19 protein-coding genes and 2 pseudogenes are annotated in these 22265 nt (G+C 61.1%); 8 read left to right on the top strand and 13 right to left on the bottom strand.

Going from position 1 to position 22265, the window contains the following annotated elements; translation table 11 throughout:
• The first annotated feature begins 79 nt into the window (after nucleotides 1–79).
• Nucleotides 80–691 (top strand): urease accessory protein UreG, encoded by a 612-nt coding sequence (gene ureG, locus AC13QO_RS18680; RefSeq protein WP_085779173.1) that lies wholly within the window; start codon nucleotides 80–82, stop codon nucleotides 689–691.
• A 298-nt stretch (nucleotides 692–989) separates the two neighbouring features.
• Here ureG and AC13QO_RS18675 read toward each other — a convergent pair whose 3' ends face one another.
• The 6 genes from AC13QO_RS18675 to AC13QO_RS18650 all read right to left on the bottom strand — a co-directional run bounded on the left by AC13QO_RS18675 (nucleotide 990) and on the right by AC13QO_RS18650 (nucleotide 10015).
• Entirely contained in the window at nucleotides 990–4310 is a 3321-nt protein-coding gene (locus AC13QO_RS18675) for an efflux RND transporter permease subunit (RefSeq protein ID WP_488541490.1), read from the bottom strand.
• Nucleotides 4311–4322: 12 nt separating this feature from the next.
• Nucleotides 4323–5513, bottom strand: coding sequence for an efflux RND transporter periplasmic adaptor subunit (locus AC13QO_RS18670; RefSeq protein ID WP_488541489.1), 1191 nt, complete (start codon nucleotides 5511–5513; stop codon nucleotides 4323–4325).
• 397 nt (nucleotides 5514–5910) lie between these two features.
• Complete coding sequence (locus tag AC13QO_RS18665; protein ID WP_085779170.1) at nucleotides 5911–6882, bottom strand: ABC transporter substrate-binding protein; 972 nt, start codon at nucleotides 6880–6882, stop codon at nucleotides 5911–5913.
• Between the two features lie 59 nt (nucleotides 6883–6941).
• Nucleotides 6942–8069: an ABC transporter permease gene (locus AC13QO_RS18660; protein WP_285194296.1), complete on the bottom strand. Its 1128-nt coding sequence runs from the start codon at nucleotides 8067–8069 to the stop codon at nucleotides 6942–6944.
• A complete protein-coding gene (locus tag AC13QO_RS18655; RefSeq protein ID WP_488541488.1) occupies nucleotides 8066–8995 on the bottom strand; it encodes an ABC transporter permease in 930 nt (309 codons plus the stop codon). Before AC13QO_RS18655 ends, AC13QO_RS18660 begins: the two co-directional genes overlap by 4 nt.
• A 234-nt stretch (nucleotides 8996–9229) precedes the next feature.
• Complete coding sequence (locus tag AC13QO_RS18650) at nucleotides 9230–10015, bottom strand: ABC transporter ATP-binding protein (RefSeq protein WP_285194298.1); 786 nt, start codon at nucleotides 10013–10015, stop codon at nucleotides 9230–9232.
• A 94-nt stretch (nucleotides 10016–10109) separates the two neighbouring features.
• Here AC13QO_RS18650 and AC13QO_RS18645 point away from each other — a divergent pair, with 94 nt between their 5' ends.
• Nucleotides 10110–10523, top strand: coding sequence for a cupin domain-containing protein (locus tag AC13QO_RS18645; protein WP_011426527.1), 414 nt, complete (start codon nucleotides 10110–10112; stop codon nucleotides 10521–10523).
• Between the two features lie 58 nt (nucleotides 10524–10581).
• Here AC13QO_RS18645 and hydA read toward each other — a convergent pair whose 3' ends face one another.
• Genes hydA through AC13QO_RS18630 form a run of 3 tightly spaced genes read right to left on the bottom strand, consistent with a single transcriptional unit; the run spans nucleotide 10582 to nucleotide 13876 of the window.
• Complete coding sequence (hydA, locus tag AC13QO_RS18640) at nucleotides 10582–12036, bottom strand: dihydropyrimidinase (RefSeq protein ID WP_085779167.1); 1455 nt, start codon at nucleotides 12034–12036, stop codon at nucleotides 10582–10584.
• The gene (locus AC13QO_RS18635) at nucleotides 12033–12623 is read right to left on the bottom strand and encodes an endonuclease domain-containing protein (RefSeq protein WP_488541487.1); all 591 of its coding nucleotides are present in this window, start codon (nucleotides 12621–12623) and stop codon (nucleotides 12033–12035) included. The genes hydA and AC13QO_RS18635 overlap by 4 nt, the downstream gene beginning before the upstream one ends.
• Nucleotides 12623–13876: a Zn-dependent hydrolase gene (locus AC13QO_RS18630; protein WP_488541486.1), complete on the bottom strand. Its 1254-nt coding sequence runs from the start codon at nucleotides 13874–13876 to the stop codon at nucleotides 12623–12625. The genes AC13QO_RS18635 and AC13QO_RS18630 overlap by 1 nt, the downstream gene beginning before the upstream one ends.
• A gap of 299 nt (nucleotides 13877–14175) precedes the next feature.
• Here AC13QO_RS18630 and AC13QO_RS18625 point away from each other — a divergent pair, with 299 nt between their 5' ends.
• Nucleotides 14176–14820, top strand: coding sequence for a TetR family transcriptional regulator C-terminal domain-containing protein (locus AC13QO_RS18625; protein ID WP_085779165.1), 645 nt, complete (start codon nucleotides 14176–14178; stop codon nucleotides 14818–14820).
• A 29-nt stretch (nucleotides 14821–14849) separates the two neighbouring features.
• Here the strand turns inward: AC13QO_RS18625 and AC13QO_RS18620 are convergent, their stop codons facing one another.
• Nucleotides 14850–15749: a LysR family transcriptional regulator gene (locus tag AC13QO_RS18620; protein WP_285194305.1), complete on the bottom strand. Its 900-nt coding sequence runs from the start codon at nucleotides 15747–15749 to the stop codon at nucleotides 14850–14852.
• 102 nt (nucleotides 15750–15851) lie between these two features.
• On the opposite strand from AC13QO_RS18620, the gene AC13QO_RS18615 reads away from it, so the two are divergent.
• A complete protein-coding gene (locus tag AC13QO_RS18615; RefSeq protein ID WP_285194307.1) occupies nucleotides 15852–16874 on the top strand; it encodes a zinc-dependent alcohol dehydrogenase family protein in 1023 nt (340 codons plus the stop codon).
• A gap of 40 nt (nucleotides 16875–16914) precedes the next feature.
• Here the strand turns inward: AC13QO_RS18615 and AC13QO_RS18610 are convergent, their stop codons facing one another.
• Complete coding sequence (locus tag AC13QO_RS18610; protein WP_085779162.1) at nucleotides 16915–17325, bottom strand: rhodanese-like domain-containing protein; 411 nt, start codon at nucleotides 17323–17325, stop codon at nucleotides 16915–16917.
• Nucleotides 17326–17394: 69 nt separating this feature from the next.
• Here AC13QO_RS18610 and ftrA point away from each other — a divergent pair, with 69 nt between their 5' ends.
• Entirely contained in the window at nucleotides 17395–18393 is a 999-nt protein-coding gene (ftrA, locus tag AC13QO_RS18605; protein ID WP_488541485.1) for a transcriptional regulator FtrA, read from the top strand.
• 99 nt (nucleotides 18394–18492) lie between these two features.
• Here ftrA and AC13QO_RS18600 read toward each other — a convergent pair.
• Both AC13QO_RS18600 and AC13QO_RS18595 read right to left on the bottom strand, forming a co-directional pair.
• Nucleotides 18493–18693, bottom strand: a pseudogene (locus AC13QO_RS18600) (alpha-glucosidase C-terminal domain-containing protein); the annotation flags it as partial.
• An 18-nt stretch (nucleotides 18694–18711) separates the two neighbouring features.
• The gene (locus AC13QO_RS18595) at nucleotides 18712–20139 is read right to left on the bottom strand and encodes an alpha-glucosidase (RefSeq protein ID WP_488541484.1); all 1428 of its coding nucleotides are present in this window, start codon (nucleotides 20137–20139) and stop codon (nucleotides 18712–18714) included.
• Between the two features lie 296 nt (nucleotides 20140–20435).
• Between AC13QO_RS18595 and AC13QO_RS18590 the strand changes: the two genes are divergently transcribed.
• The 3 genes and pseudogenes from AC13QO_RS18590 (at nucleotide 20436) to AC13QO_RS18580 (ending at nucleotide 22223) form a co-directional block, all read left to right on the top strand.
• Nucleotides 20436–20687: a hypothetical protein gene (locus tag AC13QO_RS18590; protein ID WP_488541483.1), complete on the top strand. Its 252-nt coding sequence runs from the start codon at nucleotides 20436–20438 to the stop codon at nucleotides 20685–20687.
• Nucleotides 20684–21658 (top strand): annotated as a pseudogene (locus tag AC13QO_RS18585) (TIGR03885 family FMN-dependent LLM class oxidoreductase); the annotation flags it as partial. The gene AC13QO_RS18590 and the pseudogene AC13QO_RS18585, both read left to right, overlap by 4 nt.
• Before the next feature lie 130 nt (nucleotides 21659–21788).
• Nucleotides 21789–22223 carry a DUF6766 family protein gene (locus AC13QO_RS18580; protein WP_285194318.1) on the top strand — a complete coding sequence of 145 codons (435 nt, stop codon included), beginning with the start codon at nucleotides 21789–21791 and terminating at the stop codon, nucleotides 22221–22223.
• Nucleotides 22224–22265 lie beyond the last annotated feature (42 nt).

Raw genomic sequence — 22265 nt, 5'->3', positions numbered from 1 at the left:
TTATCCCGCAACTGCGTCATTTGACGGTGGCGCATGCCGGCGGCGTCGCTATCATCGGAATCCTATTGGAGTATGCCATATGAAATCAAGAAACGGACCTCTGCGCGTCGGCATCGGCGGGCCGGTCGGGTCGGGCAAGACGGCGCTGACGGAAAAGCTCTGCAAGGCGATGCGGGACGACTATTCTGTCGCCGTCGTCACCAACGACATCTATACGACCGAGGATGCCGAGGCGCTAGTGCGCATGCAGGCACTGCCTTCGGACCGCATCGTCGGTGTCGAAACCGGCGGCTGCCCCCACACCGCCATTCGCGAGGATGCGACGATCAATCTTCAGGCGATCGCGAGCCTTAACGAGCGGATCCCGAATCTCGATGTCGTCTTCATCGAGTCAGGCGGCGACAATCTGGCGGCGACCTTTTCGCCGGACCTCGCCGATATCACTATCTATGTCATCTCGGTCTGCCAAGGGGAGGAAATCCCGCGCAAGGGCGGGCCCGGCATCACCCGCTCCGACCTGCTCGTCATCAACAAGAAGGATCTGGCACCCCATGTCGGCGCTGATCTTGAAGTGATGGAGCGGGATGCGACGCGCATGCGCGCCTCACGCCCCTTCGTCTTCTCCGATATGAAGCGTGGCGATGGCGTCAGCTCGATCGTTCGTTTCTTGAGAGAGCAGGGCGGGCTCTGAGGCGCAAGCCCGCCGCATCAGGCTGACGTGGCGAGGTGGCGAAACAAAAACGGGCCGGGAGATCGCTCCCGGTTCGTAGTTTGTTGACAACGTCTCTTCCGTCATGCTCGGGCTCGTGCCGAGCATCTAACCACCGCGATTATTTGACGGGTAAACATTTATTTCCAGGTTTTTAATTGGGCCGGCATAGATCCTCGGCAGAAGGCCGAGGATGACGCCGGGGGTTTTGCATGCGATTTGTCAGCAGCCCGACGAGCGGGAGGTCACTCCCGGCCCGTCTCGGTTCCTGAGGCTTTGCTCACTCCGCCGCAAACGGCGGCAGGCGGAGCACATTGGTGTCGTTGGCGCCCTTGCGCTTGCTTTCCGGCTTTTCGATCGCGGTCAGGCGCTCGTCCAGCGCATCAATATCGCTGCGGTTCTCGCGGGTCACGCGGGTAAGATCCTCGCGCGAGAGCGGCAGGTCTTCCTCATCCTTCCTGCCGACCAGGCGTCCAAACATCCAGCCGAGCAGGCGGGACAGATCGTCCATGATCAGGAAGAAGGAGGGAACGACGACGAGCGACAGCACCGTCGAGACGATGATGCCGCCGATCACGGCGATTGCCATCGGCGCGCGGAACGAGCCGCCTTCGCCGACGCCGAGCGCCGACGGCAGCATGCCTGCCGACATGGCAATCGAAGTCATGATGATCGGCCGGGCGCGTTTGCGGCCGGCTTCGACCATGGCTTCAACACGGGACATGCCCTGATGGCGCATCTCGATTGCAAAATCGACGAGCAGAATGGCATTCTTGGTGACGATGCCCATCAGCATCAGAATGCCGATCATGACAGGCATGGACAGCGGATTGTTGGTGATGATCAGGCCCGCCGCGACGCCGCCGATCGCGAGCGGCAGCGAGAACAGGATGGTGAAGGGCTGGATCACGTCCTTGAAGAGCAGGATCAGCACGGTCAGCACCAACAGGAGGCCCATCAACATGGCGTTGACGAAGCTCTGCTGCATCTCGGTCTGCACCTTGGTGTCGCCGCTTTCCGCGAGGTGCACCGTGGCCGGAATGTTGGCCGCCTTGACGATCTCGCGGAAACGGGCCGAGGCGGTGTCGAGCGCTACGCCCTGCGGCAGGTCGGAACCGATAGAGACGACCCGGTTACGGTTGTTGCGCTTGATCGAGCTTACGCCTTCCGAATAGTCGATATTCGCCACGCTCGAGAGCGGAACGGTGCCGCCGCTGGCGGTCTGGATCTTCAGCGCCCGGATGGCGGCAAGGTCGCGGCGCATGTCAAGGGCCGCCTGGACGCGGATCGGGATCTGGCGATCGTCGAGCGAGATCTTGGCGAGGGCCGCGTCCACATCGCCGATGGTGGCGACGCGGATCGTCTCGGAGATCTGCTGCGGCGTGATGCCGAGACGCGCCGCCTCGTCCTTGCGCGGATAGACCTGCAGTTCCGGACGCGGCAGGGCGCCGTCGGCGCTGACATTGGCGAGCAGCGGGTCGGCACGCAACTTGGATTCCAGAATGCCGACGGCTTCGTTCAGGTCCTTCTCGTTTTTGGAGAGGAAGTTGAAGGAGAGGTCGCGTTCGCCGCGGTCGTTAAGCTTCAGGATATGGACATCGGGAATATCGCGCAGCTTGGCGAAGACTTCCTTTTCAATTTCCCATTGCGGGCGCTCGCGGCCGTGGACTTCCACCTTCGGCAGCATCGGGCCGATGACCGGGATATGGCCGAGCACGTCGTTGACCACCTTCTTGACCAGCGACTGGTCGAGCTTGTGGAGCGCCAGCGTAATGGTCGCACGGCGCAGTTCGAGATCGCCCTTTGGCGATGCCCCGCCGAGGACGAAGACGCTTTCGACGCCGTTCAGGTCCTTGACCCTGTCATAGATCGCCTTCGTCGTCTTCTCGGTGTCGTCGAGCCGCGCATTGGGCGGCAGTTCAACAGAGAGAACGATGCGCGAGGCATCTTCGGGCGGCAGGAAGCTGCCGGGAACCTTCATCAGCAGCATAACCGAACCGACGAGGAAACCGATCGCCGCAAGCAGCGTCAGATATCGCGAATATTTGTGCCCGGTCGTGGCGCGGATCAGGCGCGTATAACCCTTCATCAGCAGACCGTCATTGTCGTGATGGTCGTCGACGCCGTCTTCGGCGCGCATGAGATAGGCGGCCATCATCGGGGTGATGAGGCGTGCCACCAGCAGCGAGAAAAAGACGGAGAATGCGACGGTCAGGCCGAACTGGATGAAGTACTGGCCCGGAATGCCCGGCATGAAGGAAACTGGGACGAAGACGGCGATGATGGTGAAGGTGGTGGCGATGACGGCGAGACCGATTTCATCCGCCGCCTCGATCGCCGCCCGATAGGGCGTCTTGCCCATCTTGATATGGCGGGCAATGTTCTCGATTTCCACGATCGCGTCGTCGACCAGGATGCCTGTCGCGAGCGTCAGCGCCAGGAAGCTGACGAGGTTCAGCGAGAAGCCCATCATGTCCATGACCCAGAAGGTCGGGATCGCAGAGAGCGGGAGCGCGATGGCCGAGATCAGCGTCGCGCGCCAGTTCCTGAGGAACAGCAGCACGACGATGACGGCGAGCAGGGCGCCTTCGAGCAGCGTGTGGATGGCGGCTTCATAGTTACCGTAGGTGAAATAGACCGAATCGTCGATCATCTCGATCTTCACGTTCGGATTTTCGCTTCGCACCTTGTCGAGGCTCTGCGCGACCGTCTCGGCGACGCTGACCTCACTGGCGCCCTTCGAGCGGAAGACGCCGAAGGTAACGACGGGCGTATCGTTGAAGCGCGAAAAGGATTTTGGCTCCTCATAGGTGTCCTTGATGACGCCGAGATCGGACAGCTTGACGAAACGGCCGCTCGGCAGCGCAATCGTCGTGTCTGCAAGTTCGGCGACATTGCGGGCGTCGCCAAGAACGCGGATTGCCTGTTCGCTGCCCGCCACCTGGCCGCGACCGGAGCCGAGATCGACATTGGTGCCGCGCAGCTGATCGTTCACGCTTGCAGCTGTGATGCCGTAAGCATCGAGCTTGCCGGGCGCGAGTTCTATGCGCACTTCGCGTTCAGCGCCGCCGTAACGATCGACTCGGCCGATGCCGGCCTGGCCCTGCAGCGCGCGCTTGATTGTATCGTCGACGAACCAGGACAGTTCTTCGAGCGACATGTCGGGTGAGGACACGGCGAAGGTCTGGATCGCCTGGCCCTCGACATCAACCTTGGTAACGATTGGTGCTTCGGCCGTCGCCGGCAGATCGCTGCGGATGCGGTCGATCGCGTCCTTGACGTCCTGTACGGCTTGTTCGGTCGGCACTTCCATCCGGAACATGACGTTGGTCTGTGAACTGCCGTCGGTCACCGTCGACTGGATTTCGTCGATGCCGGTGATCGAGGCGATCGCGTCTTCGATCTCCTTCGTCACCTGCATTTCGAGTTCGGCCGGCGACGCGCCGCTTTGCGTCACGCTGATCGAGACCAGCGGCACGTCGATGTTCGGAAAGCGCGTGATCGGCAGCGTGTTGAAGGACTGAATGCCGATGAATATCAGCAGGCAGAAGGCCAGCAGCGGCGCGATGGGATTTCTAATGGACCAGGCTGAAAAATTCATCGGATGGTCTCTTTAGTTGGAAGCGGAGGGCTGTTCACGCACCGGCGTGATGTGGTCGCCGTCGCGGACATAAGCGCCCGCCTTGGCGACGACCTCGTCGCCGCTCTTCAATCCATTGACGATCTCGACATAGGCGCCGTCCTGGATGCCGGTCTCGATCTTGGCGAATTTCACCACGCCGTCCTCGACCTTACGGGCGGAGGAGCCTTCGTTGCCGGTCAGCACCGCCGTCAGGGGAAGCGATACGCCCTCGGTTTCGCGGACGATGATCTCGGCGCTGCCATACATGCCGGAACGCGCCTTGCTGTCATCGTCGATCGAGATATGCACCAGGCCAAGGCGGGTGCTGGGATCGACGGTCGGCGAAACCAGGCGCACGGCGCCGGAAAGCTTTTCGCGGCTGCCGGAAAGGGAAATGGTTGCCTTCTGGCCGGCCACAATCCTGACAATATCGCTTTCGGCGACTTCGGCGACGAGCTCGATATCGCCGTTGCGGATGATGGTGAATAGCGGATCGCCGTTGCCGGCGGCGATCGCGCCGACCTTGGCGTTCTTAGCCGAAACCACACCGGCAACCGGCGTCTTCACATCGGTGCGGGCGAGCTTCAGATCGGCGTCTGCGATCTGGCTGTCGAAGACCTTCAGATCGGCTTCGGCGACCTCGATCGCCTGCTCGGCGGAGACGACTCGGGCGTTGGCGGCAGCGGCGGTCGCATCGGCCTGCTCGACCTGGGCTGTAGAAACCGTGCCCTTCTTGCCCATTTCCTGGGCGCGGGCCTGCTGCTGCCTTGCCTGTTCGGCATTGGCCTGCGCTTCGATGAGCTGGGCGCGCAGTTGGGCAAGGCTTGCCTCGCCCTTGGCCTTCGTCGCCATCATCTGGCTTTTCTCCAGGACCAGGGCGTCGTCATTGAGCGTTGCCAGCGTGCTTTCAGCCTGGACCTTGTCGCCGACATCGGCTTTCAGCGTGCGAATCGAAAGGCCTTCGACCTGCGGCTGGATATAGACTTCCTCCACCGGCTTGACCGTTCCGGTGCCGATAACACGGTCGACGAGGGTGCGATTGACGGCTGTGGTGACAACGATCGCCGGCAGGTTCTGCTGCGGTTTTGCGACCTGCGCTTCCTGCGAAAAGGCGGCGGATGCAGCCAGCGCCGCTGCAAAAAGGGTGGATGCGCCTAAAATTCCAGTCGGCTTGCGTGCCATGCGTTTTCGTCCAATCTCGTCATAAGGTTAGCCGAATTCGCGCGTCTGCCATCGAGCTCGCGACCAGGCCACTGCCTTTCCTGCATTCTCAGGGGTATCCACACGTCATTTGCCGTCTTCATCCCTCGCCGGCAAATCGGCTTCTAGTTGGTATCGATTTGCTCGATATGCAAGCCCGGCAGAAAACAATTCCCCATGAGACGATAATAATTACCATCATGACCTGAATCAATCATCGCAGAGTTATGCGAACATGACGATCATTGATCCCGCTTCTCCCCTAATGACGTTTGACGCCGGAAAAATGCGACATCAGCGACGCTTTTTTCGTGTCGTCCCAAAAATGAGAAACGCGCGGAAATTTTCTCCGCGCGTTTCGCTTTACTTCCTGCCGTGTTTACTTGGATGCGGCGTCTGTGATCTCGTGTGTCCAGGCCCCCGAGGGCTCCTTGTTGATGATCTTCTGGTCGAGCAGAGCCTTCGCCGTGCGGGCATAGAGCGCTTCGTCCAGCTTGCCGGAGCCGTCGCCGACCAGCTTGGCAACTTCGCCCATCATACGCTTCTGGTGGTTCTCGTCCTGGCCGCCGTTGTCCACGACGATCTCGGCGGCTTCATCGGGGTTCTCGGTCGCATATTTCCAGCCCTTCATCGAGGCGCGGACGAACTTGACCATCTTCTCCTTGAACGCCGGGTCCTTCAGCTTGTCTTCCATGGCGTAGAGGCCGTCCTCGAGAAGGTCATTGCCCATTTGCGTATAGTTGAAGACCGTCAGTTCCTCCGGCTTGAAGCCGGCATCGATCGCCTGCCAGTATTCGTTGTAGGTCATGACGGAGATGCAATCGGCCTGCTTCTGGACGAGCGGCTGTACGTCGAAGCTCTGCTTCAGCACGGTGACGCCGTTCGGGCCGCCTTCGGTGGAAAGACCCAGCTTGTTCATCCAAGCGAAGAAGGGGTATTCGTTGCCGAAGAACCAGACGCCGAGCGTATGGCCCTTGAAGTCGGCCTCGGTCTTGACCGGGCCGTCCTTACGGCAGATCATTTCCAGGCCGGACTTCTGATATGGCTGGGCGATGTTGACCAGCGGAACGCCCTTTTCGCGGGCAACCAACGCGCCGCCCATCCAGTCGACGATGACATCGGCGCCGCCACCGGCGATCACCTGCTCAGGCGCGATATCGGGACCACCGGGCTTGATGTCGACGTCGAGGCCCTCTTCCTTGTAGAAACCCTTCTCCTGGGCGACATAATAACCGGCGAACTGGCTCTGTGTGACCCATTTCAGCTGCAGCACCACCTTGTCGGCGGCCATAGCATGGGCCGCTGCAAGCGACATGGCGCTCGCCATCATTGCAACCATCAATTTTTTCATTTTCTTGTCCTTACCCTCTGAAGTTATGCCCGGACCCAATTTGCGAGGCCCGCGCGCGCCTAGCCACCACGGATAGACGGATGCCAGAACGTCACCGCCCGTTCTGTCAGGGCGATGATGCCATAGAAGATCGAGCCGGCCAGCGCCGCGACGGCGATTTCCGCCCAGACCATGTCGACATTCATGCGGCCGATCTCGGTCGAGATGCGGAAGCCCATGCCGACGATCGGCGTCCCGAAGAATTCCGCAACGATGGCACCAATCAGAGCCAGCGTCGAGTTGATCTTCAGTGCGTTGAAAATGAAGGGCATCGCCGCCGGAAGCTTGAGCTTGAGCAACGTCTGCCAGTCGCTCGATGCGTAGGTGCGCATCAGGTCGCGCTCCATGCTGCCGGAGGCGGAGAGGCCTGCCACGGTGTTCACCAGCATTGGGAAGAAGGTCATGATGATGACGACGGCGGCTTTCGACGGCCAGTCGAAGCCGAACCACATGACCATGACCGGGGCGATGCCGATGATCGGCAGAGCCGACACCATGTTGCCGATCGGCAGCAGGCCGCGGCGCAGGAAGGCGATGCGGTCGGCCAGCACCGCGACGACGAAGCCGCTGAGGCAGCCGACGATATAACCGATCAGAACCGCCTTGAAGATCGTCTGCCTGACGTCGTCGCCGAGGATGGGCAGAGAGGCCATGATGCGGGCGCCGATGGCGCTCGGCGGCGGCAACAGGATGAAGGGGACGCCGGCACCGCGCGTGATCGCCTCCCAGAGGATGAGAATCCAGGCGCCGAAAATCGCCGGAATCAGCAGTTCGAGCACCGATGCACCGAAGGCGGCGGCAGGCGGCACTTTCGAAAGCTCCGTGACGCATCGCCAGGCGAGCAGCCACGCGGCGAAGAGCAGCAGGAAGTAAGCCCGCGTTGCCGTGCCCTCGTTGCCGGAAATCGCTGCAAGCAGCAGCCAGGCGGCGCCATGGGCGCCGATGAACAGCACGGTGGCGCGATAGGCCGGCGGTTGCGGTGCAAAGGACAGGAGAGCGGCCGCGGCGATGACGATGAAGATGAGGCTTGCGGTGCCATCGGTTAAAGGACGGGCCGCGCCCTCGGCCAGAAGCGGTAAGGCAGCCAGCGCCGCGATGCAGAAAAGAAGAGCGGCCGCGCCTTGCCAGGAGAAGCTCAGACGTCTCATGCCGGCCTCCCGCCCATGGCGCGGTCGACGATCTTCGCCGCAAGGCCGACAATCGCGACGAGGACGCCTGCAAGCAGCGAGCCGGCGACCAGCGCTGCCCAGATATCGATCGTCTGGCTGTAATAGGAGCCGGCGAGCAGCTTCGAACCAATGCCGGCAACGGCGCCCGTCGGCAATTCGCCGACGATGGCGCCGACGAGGCTTGCTGCGATCGCGACCTTCATAGAAGTGAAGAGAAAGGGGATCGAGGCAGGGACGCGCAGTTTCCAAAAGGTCTGCATCGGACTGGCGTTATAGGTGCGCATGAGGTCGAGATAGAGGAGTTCGGGTGACCGCAGCCCCTTCACCATGCCGACGGCGACCGGAAAGAAGGAGAGGTAGGTGGAGATCAGCGCCTTGGAGACGAGGCGGGAGGCGTCGGAATCGAGATTCAGCAGATGCGCCAGCGCATTGTCGCCGGTCAGCACGTTGTAGGAGATGATGACGATCATCGGCGCGATAGCGAGGATCGGGATTGTCTGGCTGGCTACGAGCCAAGGCATCAGCGAGCGGTCCATGGCGCGGTTATGCACGATCAGCACGGCGAGAAGAATGCCGAGCAGCATGCCGAAACCGAAGCCGAGCAGGGTGGAGGAGAGCGTTACCCAGCTGTGATAGACGAGGCTCCGGCTGCTCGAAAGGCTGCGCAGGAAAGTGTTCTCATAGACATTCTCAGCCACCTGATGCGGTGCCGGCAGGATCGGCTTCGGCTGCGCCAGCGTCTTGCCGATGAATTCCATCGTGGTCGGCGTGACGCCGGCGCGGCTGTCGATATCACGCTGGAACGGCGCGTTCATGAGAATGGCGGCGACATACCAGATGGCGACGAGGGCGAGCAGGATGGTGGTGACGGGGACGATCTTGTCCCTGAATGTGTCGGATTTCACAGGGATAGCCCCCATATATCGGCACCGCGTGGGCCGTTACCCCCCTCTGCCCTGCCGGGCATCTCCCCCACAAGGGAGGAGATCGGCAAGGAGATGGCGGGTCGTTCCCCAATGCTGCCATGCTGGGCTAGGGGGCCTTCGTTGTTTGGGGAGGCCGGCTCGGCATATCGATCTCCCCCCTTGTGGGGGAGATGCCCGGCAGGGCAGAGGGGGGTGGCCCAAGAGCGCAACGGCCTAAACCTCATGGCTATGCCCCGTCCTCAGCCCCTCGCGGACGCGGTGGGCGATTTCCAGGAACTCCGGCCTGTCGCGGATGTCGAGCGGGCGTTCGGCCGGAAGCGTGGAGTCGATCACGTCGGTGACGCGGCCGGGGCGCGGCGACATCACCACGATCTTGGTCGAGAGGTAGACCGCCTCGGGGATGGAGTGGGTGACGAAGCAGATCGTCTTGTTGGTGCGGGCCCAGAGTTTCAGCAGCTCTTCGTTCAGATGGTCGCGGACGATCTCGTCAAGCGCGCCGAAGGGCTCGTCCATCAATAGCAGGTCGGCGTCGAAGGCGAGCGCGCGGGCGATCGAGGCGCGTTGCTGCATGCCGCCGGAAAGCTGCCAGGGGAATTTCTTCTCGAAGCCGGAAAGACCGACGAGGTCGAGCGCCTCGGCGATGCGCCTCGTCCGATCGGCGCCGCGGTAGCCCATGATCTCCAAGGGCAAGGCAATATTGTTCTCGATGGTGCGCCAGGGATAGAGCGCCGGCGCCTGAAAGACGTAGCCGTAGGCGCGGGCTTTGCGCGCCTCCGCCGGCGTCATGCCGTTGATCGAGATTTCGCCCGACGTGCTCCTTTCGAGATCGGCGATGACGCGGAGGAAAGTCGTCTTGCCGCAGCCGGACGGGCCGATGAAAGAGACGAAATCACCCTTGCGGACATCGAGATTGACATCGCTCAGCGCCCGCACCGGGCCGTCATTCGCCTGGTAGGTGAGACAGAGGTCCTTGGCGGATACGACGGAGGGTGCTTGCATCAATGCGACCGATCTTGTTTTCCCCGCTTGACGGCGGTTTGCATGTTACCATCGCTGCCGGCTTTCCCGGCGGCGCAATTCTTGGAGGAAGAAAATGGACGCGACATCAAAACCAACCTGCCACATCGTTCGTCCCAAGCACGCCTATGACGGCAAGCAGGGGCTCAGCTATTTCGAAGGGATAGCGGCCGAGACTGTCGGCGCCACGGGCATCTGCATGCACCTCCTGACGATCCCGCCCGGCGTGCGTGCCAAGGCGCACCTGCACGAGGCGCATGAGACGGCGATCTACGTGCTCTCCGGCGAGGCTCATACCTGGTACGGCGACCGGCTGGAGCATCACGTCATCACCCATGCCGGCGAACTGTTCTACATCCCGGCCGGCGTGCCGCATATGCCTGCGAACCTCAGCAGCACGCCCTGCACGGCGGTCATTGCGCGCACCGATCCCCACGAGCAGGAAAGCGTCGTGCTTCTGCCGGAACTGGACGCGCTGGTGCCGGCGTGAAGTCATCCGCATGAAGGCGTCGTTCCCCGGTTGATGGCCGTATCGCTATGCTCCATCGTCATACGCCGGTTGCCGGGATGCCACTGCGTTCCACTTTGCGCGGAGAGGTGATCTCCTTCCAGGTGGACAGCGCTCTGCTGACGGCTGTCACCGGTTCGCGCCTGACGAACTCGCCGTGGCCCTCGCGGGTCTTGATCGTGCTTTCCTCGATCGCGACGACCCCGCGCGTCAGCGTGTAGCGCGGCAGGCCAGTCACTTCCTTGCCCTCGAAGACGTTGTAGTCGATCGCCGACTGCTGGGTCTTGGACGAGATGACCTTCGAACGGTTCGGGTCCCAGACCACGATATCGGCATCGGCGCCGACGAGGATCGCGCCCTTCTTCGGATAGATGTTGAGAATCTTGGCGATGTTGGTCGAGGTGACGGCGACGAATTCGTTCATCGTCAGTCGGCCGGTGTTGACACCGTGTGTCCAGAGCATCGGCATGCGGTCTTCGAGGCCGCCTGTGCCGTTCGGGATCTTGGTGAAGTCGCCGACGCCGAAACGTTTCTGCGCCGTGGTGAAAGCGCAGTGGTCGGTTGCGACCACCTGCAGCGAACCGGAGGCGAGCCCTGCCCAGAGGCTATCCTGATGCTGCTTGCTGCGGAAGGGCGGCGACATGACGCGGCGGGCGGCATGATCCCAGTCGGGATTGGAATATTCGCTCTCGTCGAGCGTCAGGTGCTGGATCAGTGGTTCGCCATAGACGCGCATGCCCTTGGCGCGGGCCCGGCGGATCGCTTCATGCGCCTGCTCGCAGGAGGTGTGGACAATGTAAACAGGGCAGCCGGCCATGTCGGCGATCATGATGGCGCGATTGGTGGCCTCACCCTCGACTTCAGCCGGCCGGGAATAGGCATGCGCCTCGGGGCCGTTATTGCCCTCGGCGAGCAGCTTTGCCGACATCGAGGCGACGACATCACCGTTTTCGGCATGCACCAGCGGCAGCGCGCCGAGCTCGGCGCAGCGCTGGAACGAGGCGAACATCTCGTCGTCATCGACCATCAGCGCACCCTTATAGGCCATGAAGTGCTTGAAGGTGTTGATGCCCTTGTCGCGGACGATGGTCTCCATCTCCTTGAAGACCTGCTCGCTCCACCAGGTGACCGCCATGTGGAAGGAATAGTCGCAATTGGCGCGGGTCGATTTGTTATCCCACATGGTCAGCGCCTCCAGCAGCGACTGGCCGGGGGCGGGAAGGGCGAAATCGACCACCATGGTCGTGCCACCGGAAAGCGCCGCGCGCGTGCCGCTCTCGAAATCATCGGAGGAATAGGTGCCCATGAAGGGCATTTCGAGATGAGTGTGCGGGTCGATGCCGCCCGGCATGACAAAACAGCCGGAGGCATCGAGCGTTTCGTCGCCAGAGAGGTTCGGACCGATCTCGACGATCTTGCCGCCGTCTATCTTGACATCAGCCTTGTAGGTGAGGTCGGCCGTGACGATGGTGCCGTTCTTGATGACTGTGGTCATGATCGTTCCCTCTTCTTTTCTTTGGATTCGCCTGGTGAATAGAAGCTGAGCGTTTCCTCGCTGGCTTCAAGCCGGCCTTCCAATGCTGCCAGGATTGTTTCGAGTACGGAGCGTCTTTCGCGAGAGACTTCCTGATTCCAGAAGCGCGGGACAGAATAGCCATTTGCATTAAGCCATTCGGTTCGGCGTTGATCGCTGACGTTTTCGGCATGCTGGAAGCCATCGACTTCGACGATCAATCGTTTTTCGCGACAGAGGAAATCGACAATGAATGGCCCAAGCGGGACTTGCCTTGCAAATTTATAACAGTTCAAGCGGCGGGCGCGCAGGTCGCTCCAGAGATGGTATTCTTCTTCGGTTTCGTTTTGACGAAGCTGTCGAGCTTGTGCTGTTTTGACTGGGCGATGTCTGCGGATATCCTGTTTGATAATTTTGGTCGCGCCCGGAGCCCCCTCATCCGCCCTTCGGGCACCTTCTCCCCGAGGGGAGAAGGGAGAAGCCGCGACGTTCGCCATTCCCTTCTCCCCAGCGGGGAGAAGGTGGCCCGAAGGGTCGGATGAGGGGGCTCCGGGTTCTGCAGCAGACATCACACCACAATCTCCGCCGTCTCCACAACAGCATGGAACAGCACATCGGCTCCGGCCGTCGCCCATTCCTTGGAGATTTCTTCCGCCTCGTTGTGGCTGAGCCCGCCGACGCAGGGGCACATGACCATGGTGGCAGGCGCGACCTTGGCGGCCCAACAAGCGTCGTGGCCGGCGCCGGAGATAATGTTCATGTGGCTGTAACCGAGCCGTTCGGCGGCGGAGCGAACCGAGGTGACGAGCTTTTCGTCGAAGGTGACCGGTGCGAAATGGCCGATCGCCTCGATGGAACAGCCGACCCCCAGCGCGTCGCAGATGCCAGGCGCCTCAGCCTCGATCTTTGCCCGCATGCGATCGAGCTTGGCCTTGTCGGGCGAGCGGATGTCGACAGTGAAGACCACTTTGCCCGGCAGCACGTTGCGGGAATTCGGCGAGAAGAAGACTTGGCCGACGCCGCCGACGGCGCCCGGCTGCTCGCTCATCGCCACGCCTTGGACCATTTCCAGGATGCGCGACATGGCAAGGCCGGCATTGACGCGCATGTTCATCGGCGTCGAGCCGGTATGGGCCTCCTTGCCGGTCAGCGTAAATTCCAGCCACCACAGGCCCTGACAGTGGGTGACGACGCCGATCTGCTTTTCCTCGGCTTCGAGGATCGGACCCTGCTCGATATGATATTCGAAATAGGCGTGCATCTTGCGGGCGCCGACCTCTTCGTCGCCGACCCAGCCGATGCGCTTCAACTCGTCGCCAAACAGATTGCCCTCTGGATCCCTGCGGTTATATGCGAAGTCCAGGCTGTGCACGCCGGCGAAGACGCCCGACGCCAGCATGGCAGGGGCGAAGCGTGCGCCTTCCTCGTTCGTCCAGTTGGTGACGACGATGGGGTGCTTCGTCTTGATGCCGAGGTCGTTCATCGTGCGCACGATTTCGAGGGCCGAGAGCACGCCAAGCACGCCATCATATTTGCCGCCGGTTGGTTGGGTGTCGAGATGCGAGCCGACATAGACCGGCAGGGCGTCGGGATCAGTGCCGGGGCGGGTGGCGAACATCGTGCCCATGCGGTCGACACCCATGGTCAGGCCCGCCTCGTCGCACCATGTCTTGAAAAGGCTGCGGCCCTCGGCATCCGAATCCGTCAGCGTCTGGCGGTTGTTGCCGCCGGCGATTCCGGGGCCGATCTTCGCCATGTCCATGAGACTGTCCCAGAGACGGTCGCCATTGATGCGCATGTTCTCGCCTGGTGCTGCCACCATTCTTCAAGCCCTCACCTGTTTGCGGCAGTCATGCAAGGGGCATGCCCGCCTGTTCCCGTGGTCCTTTCCCGCGCCTGTTGTTGGTTTTGTCGAGCGCCGGAAAATCGCCAGTTGCCTTTGTTTTTCATCTGGCGGATATTTGACCGATTGGTAAACATTACAACTTCCACCGCGGGGCTCAAGACGAAAATCACGAAATTTTCCGATAAAAATGCGGGCAGTTGCTCAAGAAAGCGCCAGGGGTCGCCTCTGCCGAAGCTTGAGGGAAGAAGTTGAATATCAAGGGGAAACAATAGCCGATGGCTATTCCGAGAGCAGCGAAGACCCAGAGGCGAACGCGAATCCAGGAGGAGAAGGAAGAGCAGATTCTGGAGGCGGCGCTCGACGTGTTTTCGGCACGCGGCTTTCGCGGTTCGACGATCGACCAGATCGCCGAAGTCGCGGGCATGTCGAAACCCAATCTGCTTTATTATTTCCGCACCAAGGAAGCGATGCACCGGGCGCTGATCGACCGGGTCCTCTATACCTGGCTGGAGCCGCTGCGGGCCTTCGACGCCGAGGGCAATCCGGAAGAAGAAATCCGCAGCTACATCAGGCGCAAGCTGGAGATGGCGCGCGATTTTCCGCGCGAGAGCCGGCTGTTCGCCAATGAGGTGCTGCAGGGCGCTCCGCATATCGAGGACGAATTGAAGGGGCCGCTGAAGCAACTGGTAGACGAGAAGGCGGAGGTCATCCGCGCCTGGACGAAATCAGGCAAGATCGTCGAATGCGATCCCTACCACCTGATCTTCTCGATCTGGTCGACGACCCAGCACTATGCGGATTTCGACGTCCAGGTGCGCGCGGTGCTGGGGCAGGAACATTCCGGCGAAGGGCGCTTCGAGGATGCCGCGCGGTTTCTGGAGCAACTCTTTATTGGCGGGCTGCGGCCGGAGGGTGGCTAACAGCTCGATTTCCTGAGAGGATGCCTTTTTCAGCTCATGATCGCCGGCAGTTCCGCGGCCAGCGTATCGATGGCAAGACGCACTTTCGGCAGCATCACCGGCGATCGCGGCCAGACGGCATAGGCTTCAAATATGGTTGATGGTGTATCGGTCAGAACCCGCACGAGTTCACCTGAGAGGACCTTGTCCCGCACCAGCCAGCAGGTCAGCCAGGCAAGCCCGCGGCCTTCAACCGCGGCGTCTGCGATCGAAGCGAGATCGTCGAGCCGCAGCCGTGATTTCGGCAGAACTTCGCGTGGGGGACCGGCCGGAGCCGGGAAGGTCCAAGCCTTGTCATTGTCACCCCTGCGATAGACGATGCCATGATGGCGGGCGAGATCGTCGATCGTTTGCGGCACGCCATAGTTTTCGAGATAAGCGGGCGAGGCGCAGACCGTCATGGACTGCCGGGCGATCGTTCGCGCCATCAGGTCGGGATTGTCCTTCAGCGGACCGTTGCGGACGGCAAGGTCGAAGCCGTCCTCTAGGAGATCGACGACCCGATCGCTGAAGGATAAGTCCAGTTCGAGATCGGGGTGGTCGTCGAGCAGGCGGGTCAGGATCGGAGCGGCGCAATGGCGTCCAAACAGCGCCGGCATCGATACCCTCAGCCTGCCGCGGACCTCGCGCCTGCCCGATTCAAGTTGGGCCTCGCCGATCCGGATTTCCTCGATAGCTTTCAGGCAGCGCTCATAGAAGAACCGGCCCTCGTCAGTCAGGCTCTGGGTCCGGGTCGTGCGGTTGAAGAGCCGGACGTCGAGTCGCTGTTCGAGCCTTGCGATCGTCTTGCTGACTGCCGAGCGGGTGAGGTGAAGCCGTTCGGCGGCGGCGGAGAAACCGCCGGCTTCGACCGTCTGGACGAAGATCGAAATCCCCTTCAATTGCTCCATCTTTGTTTCCTTTATGGCACCAGTTCGACGACATAATATCGCAACAGGCGATGAATATTCAACGATATACCTGCTGCTCCTCCAATCGAGAAGGAGCAGGAGATGCAGACGACAAAGCAGTGGCAAACCGATGCCGTTGGGCCGGAGGCCAATCTGAAGATCGGTGAAGCGAGAATTCCCGACGTGTCTGGCAGCATGATCCGGGTGCGGACGCAGGCGGTCTCCCTCAATTTCCGCGACAGGCTTGTGCTCGAAAGCGGCATGGGACTGCCGCTGCAGTTTCCCTTTGTCCCGGCCTCGGACATGGCAGGCGTGGTTGAGGCCGTCGGGCCGGATGTCACACGCTTCAAACCCGGAGATCGAGTTATATCCACCTTTTCCCCGGATTGGATCGATGGACGCGGCCCGGGCAACGCGCGTAATCTACCCTACCAGACGCGCGGCGGCTTCCATCCGGGCGTGCTGACCGAACACACCGTGTTTTCCGAGGAGTGGTTCACGCATGCGCCGAAAACGCTCGATGCCGCTGAAGCGAGCACGCTGCCCTGCGCCGGACTGACGGCATGGTTCGCACTGATCGAATGCGGCAAGCTCAAGGCTGGCGACAAGGTGCTGGTGCAGGGAACCGGCGGCGTCGCGCTCTTCGGCCTGCAGATCGCCAAGGCGCATGGCGCCGAGGTCTTCATCACGTCAGCCAGTAGCGAAAAGCTCGACCGGGCGCTGGCGCTCGGCGCCGATCATCTGATCAACCGGCACGAGGGCGACTGGGTGGAGCGGCTGCATCAACTGACCGGCGATTACGGCGCCGACCATGTGCTCGAAATCGTCGGCGGTCCGCATCTCGGCCAAGCGCTGAGGGCCGTGGCGGTCAACGGCCGAATTTCGGTGATCGGTGTGTTCGAGGGCTTCGAGGTTTCGGCGCCGGTGGCGCCACTGCTTCTCAAGGCGCCCGTCCTGCAGGGAATTACGGTCGGTCACCGCAGGGCACTGGAGGATCTGGTGCGCGCCGTCGACCAGACCGGGCTGAAGCCTGTTATCGACAGGCGTTATGGCTTCGAAGAGCTGCCGCAGGCGCTCGATCATCTCTATCGAGGCCCCTTCGGCAAGATCGTCATTGAGTTTTGAGACATGAGGCTCCCTGCGAATCGTGGAGGGGAGCCTTCTGTTATTCGGCAGCGATGGTTTCGGTTTCGAAGGCAAAACCCTCATCGGCCCAACCGGTCATGCCGCCGATCATCAGCTTGGCTCTGAGGCCGAGCTTGGCAAGGCGAAAGGCCGCCTTGTCGGCGCCGTTGCAATGAGGACCAGCGCAATAGACGACGAAGAGCGTGTTTTTTGCCCATTCCGACATGCGATGTGCGGTCATCTTGCCGTGCGGCAGGTTAATCGCGCCCGGCACATGGGACTGCGCAAACAGTGCCGGCGAGCGCACATCGAGAAGAACGAAATCGACCTTTCCAGCTGCGAAAGCGGCGCGGACATCCGAACAATCGGTCTCGAAGGCGAGCTTAGCGGCATAATGGGCGGCGGCGAGGTCAGGCTCGGCGGCGGGGATTTCGGAGACGGCGCTTGGCATCGGTCTTTCCTTTCGTGCTGGATTGCCCCCTGATATCGCCGATGTTAAAGCTTGGCGAAATTGGCCATCATGACTGACAGCGTAAAGATCATGCCAAACATATCTCCGAAGACGAACGGACCGCTGGTCGCGGTGCTTGCCTATGACGGGCTCTGCACCTTCGAATTCGGGATAGCTTATGAGGTCTTCGGCCTGCCGCGTCCCGAGATGGGCGAGGGGTGGTATCGCTTCTCCGTCTGCGGCATCGAGCCGGGGCCGCTTCGCGCCGCCGGCGGATTGACGGTCGCGGTCGACAGGGGGCTGGAAGTGCTCGACGCGGCAGACCTGATCGTCGTGCCCGGCTGGCGGTCGATCGATGCGCCGGTGCCGGAACCGCTTGCCGCCGCTCTCAAGGCAGCGCATCAGCGCGGCGCGCGCATCATGTCGCTCTGTTCCGGCGTTGCAGTCCTTGCCGGCGCCGGACTGCTTGCCAACCGCAGGGCGACAACACATTGGCGCTATGTCAACTCGATCGCGGCGCGTTATCCCGACATCACGCTCGAGGCGGATGTACTCTACATAGATGAGGGCAGCCTGCTGACAGCGGCCGGCAGCGCCGCAGGCATCGATCTCTGCCTGCATGTGGTGCGCGGCGATTTCGGCTCGGAGGCGGCAAACAGCGTCGCCCGCCGCCTCGTCGTGCCGCCGCACCGCGAAGGCGGGCAGGCGCAGTTCATCGGCGCGCCGGTTCCGGAGGAACGTGAGGGCATACGCCTCAGCCCGCTGATCGACTGGATGCGCGCAAGCCTTGCCGAGGAGCAGCCGATCAGCCTGCTCGCCAAAAGGGCCGGCATGAGCATACGCACTTTCCAGCGCCGCTTCGAAGCGACGACGGGTCTCAGCGTCGGCGAATGGCTGCTGAAGGAGCGGCTGCGCCATGCGCGCGACCTTCTCGAAAGAGAACTAGCCGTATCGCTCGACGATATCGCGATATCAAGCGGCTTCGGCACGCTGGCGACGATGCGGCACCACTTCCGCAAGCGGCTGGGCACGAGCCCGCATGCCTATCGGAAGTCATTCGGCGGCTGATCGCGTCATGCCAACATAGGGTGCAACTTTTCAAAGAGTTCGAGATCGCCGAAAACCGTCACTCCGTCGGTTGGCAAAGCGCGCATTGGCTCGAGAGCTTCACTTACATTCTATCGCGAAGGTTTCGTATGGCTTGAGCTCAACAGTTTCGCCGATCATGTGCACTGGTTCATAATTGCAGATGAGGCATTCTCCGTTGATAGCGAGCTCCGTCGGCAAACTCAGCGTAATGTCCCTGGGTGTGAAGTTGGCGACCACGATGATCCAGCTCCTGTCGAGCGTGCGGGTATAAACGAAAACATCGGGGTGCTGGTCGAGCTAGGACCGGTACTCGCCATAAACGATAACAGGGTGGGTTTTCCGGAGAGCGATCAGCTTGCGATAATGATTCCAGATCGACTTCTCTTCCTTGATGGCCGCTTCGGCGTTCACCTTCGGATAATTGGGATTGACCTCGATCCAGGGGACGCCTGTGGAAAAACCGCCATAGGGGGCAGCACTCCATTGCATCGGCGTGCGGGCGTTATCGCGGCCGTTCTCGTTTGCTCCGCGGATGAATTCCTCCGGTGAAAGGCCGGCCTCCACGTGCAGTCTGTGCATGTTGATAGTTTCGATATCGCGATACTGTTCGATGGAGGTGAAGGGAACGTTCGTCATGCCGATCTCCTCGCCCTGATAGACGAAAGGCGTGCCCTTCAGGAGATGCAACGCGGTCGCCAGCATCTTCGCCGACTCAACGTGATAGCCGGTGATATTGCCGTAGCGCGAGACTGCGCGCGGAAGATCATGATTGCCCCAGAAGAGCGAATTCCAACCATCTTCGGATAGAGCAAGCTGCCATTTGCTGAGGACGGTCTTGAGGTTTACGAGGTCGAACGGCTTCGGGCGCCATTTCCCATAAACCGCGTCCCATTGCTGGGTGACGTGCTCGAACTGGAAGATCATCGACAGTTCCCGGCGTTCACGCCCGGAATAGAGGAGCGCTGCGCCGGGTGTGGCGCTCCAGGCTTCGCCGACCGTCAGGATATCGCGGCTGCCAAAGGTCTTGGCATTCATCTCCTGCAGATAATCGTGCAAATGTGGTCCGTCCTTGACGAGCTCCTGATCCACCTGCTTGCCGATATAGTCGATGACATCCATTCGGAAGCCTGCAATGCCGCGCTCGAGCCACCAGTTCATCATGTCGTAGATTTCCGCCCGGACCTTCGCGTTCTCCCAATTGAGGTCCGGCTGGCGACGGGAAAACATGTGCAGGTAATATTCGCCGGTGGCGGCATCGAGCGTCCAGGCCGGCCCGCCGAAGGAGGATGTTAACCGGTTCGGCGGTCCTCCGTCCGGGGCGGGCTTGCGCCAGATGTAGAAATCGCGGAATGGGTTGTCCAGGTCGCGGCGAGATTGAAGAAACCACGGATGCTCGTCGGAGGTGTGGTTCACGACGAGGTCGAGCATGATGCCGATCCCGCGGTCTTTCGCCTCAGCCACCAACTCGTCGAAATCTGCGAGCGAGCCGAACTCGGGGGCGATGTCCCTATAGTCGGATATGTCGTAGCCGTTGTCGTCCATCGGCGACTTGTAGATCGGCGACAGCCAGATGATGTCGATCCCGAGTTTCTTCAGGTAATCGAGCTTGGAGGTAATGCCCGGAATATCGCCGATGCCATCTCCGTTACAATCGCAGAAGCTGCGCGGATAGACCTGATAGACAGTTGCCGTATGCCACCATTTCGGTTGGAGAGGTGATCGCATGGGACCTCCCAGCGGTGTCGTGGACTGATCCATCGGAAGCTTTCCTACTTGTTTGGGATCTTGGGAGAACACCGGTGGTGCGCGTGGGTTCCATCGGGCCGGACTTGATCCCAACTTCCCGTTCGTAGCCGTGGCGCGGCTCAAGGAACCCCCTCCCTCCGGAACCGTTAGAAGGTGTGGCAACAGAGATTATCGGGAGACCGTCGCGGTGCCGAACCGAAGCAGCAGCTGGTATGCATAGGCTATTCCATATTCGAAGGTGCAGAACCCGTCCTAGGCAAGCACCGCGACCAGCAGTGCGGCTGCCGATGCAATGGTGGTCGGAGAAGAAGGCGGGGTTCTCCAGTGCGAATGTCGGAAAACTGTGTCAGCCGATCGTCGCCGACGGACCGTTTTCCTACAAGACGGAAATCGATTTTAGCGGCATGCAGCACAGGAAGTTCAGAGATCTCATCGGCGATGTGGAGTTCGAAGGTATCCTCCAACCACGCCCGGAGCTCGAGCCCTATGCCAACCATTGGTTTGTTTCGGAAGGAAACGGATCATGACGCTCATCGGTTATCACGCATCCCATGAACAATTTTCGCCAAGTGAGCTCCTTGGATATGTGCAGGCGGCGGAAGCTGCAGGTTTCGGCGCCGTGATGTCGTCCGATCATCTGACGCCATGGAGCGAGAGGCAGGGTCAGTCAGGCTTTGCTTGGGCTTGGTTAGGGGCGGGCCTCCAGGCGACGCGGTCTATTCCCTTCGGTATCATAACCGTTCCTATGGGCTGGCGTTATCATCCGGCGATTACTGCACAGGCCGGCGCGACGATCGCAGAGATGTTTCCCGGACGGTTGCCGTGGATCGCGGTCGGCAGCGGGCAAGCCATGAATGAACACGTCATGGGGGAGCGCTGGCCTTCCAAGGCAGAAAGAAATGAACGACTGCGAGCGGCGGTCGAGATCATACGGGACTTATGGTCGGGGAAGCTTGTCAGTCGGTCAGCGCCGATCAAAGTCGATCAGGCGCGGGTCCATACCCTGTCAAACAGGCTTCCCCGCATTGTCGCCGGTGCTCTTTCGCCCGAAACGGCCGAGTGGGCGGGAGAATGGGCGGATGCGCTTATCACCATCAACCAGCCGCCCGACAAGCTCGGCGAAGTCGTCGATGCCTTCCGCCGTGGCGGCGGGAAGGACAAGCCGCTCTATTTACAGGCGCATGTGTCCTATGCCGACTCCGAAGGCGAAGCGAGGGCAAACGCTTTCGACCAATGGCGGAGCAACGCGATTTCGGCCGCGATCTCGGAAACGCTTCGTTTGCCGGAGGAGTTCGACGAGGCGTGCCTGAAGGTGCGGCCCGAAGACATGGATGAGCATGTGCGCATCTCGGCCGATCCGCAACAGCACGTCGAGTGGCTGAAGGCCGATATCGCGATGGGATTTGAAGAGATTTATATCCACAATGTCGGGCGCAACCAGCGCGAGTTCATCAAAACCTTTGGACACGAGGTCGTGCCCGCTTTCAGCATCGGCGCGCCGATTGCTGCAGGCGATCTCTCGATCGAGCGGACTTGGAGGGCAGGCCAGGTATCAGCTGATGAGGACTTCAAAAAGTGCGGCTGGTCGTGCACGCGCCACCACCGGTCGCCTGTCCAAAGGAGGTATCATGTTCAAGAAATACGCCTACGCCTGGATCACAGTCGGCTTCTTTCTATTTTCGCTCGCCGGCCATTGGTTGTTTGGCTGGTTCGCTTTTGTCGGCGAGCAACAGAGCCACGGTCAAGCCCCTGATATCAATGCCTACCTCATGGAGATGAGCCGAGACACCTTTGAAAACTGGCAGTCCGAATTCTTGCAGTTGCTCTGGCAGGTCGTCGGTCTTGCCTACTTTCTCTATATCGGATCTCCGTCTTCGAAGGAAAACGATGATCGCACCGAAGCGAAGCTGGACGCTCTGATCAGATTAAATGGCGGAGAGAAGGCTGAAGCGATCATCGCCGAGATCGACAAACACTTCATGAGAACCGGTGGACATGCGGGTCCCTACGCCCACGAGCTGGAGACGCGTAGGGGCCCCCAGAGGACCGGCGACGCCACTTAGGCAGGCTAAGCTGGACCACGGAGCTGCCGGTTCGGTTGCATC

Source organism: Rhizobium sp. CNPSo 3670 (genome assembly GCF_057784555.1).
The sequence above is the reverse complement of the archived record's forward strand: the minus strand, read 5'-3'. Positions and strand labels throughout refer to the sequence as shown.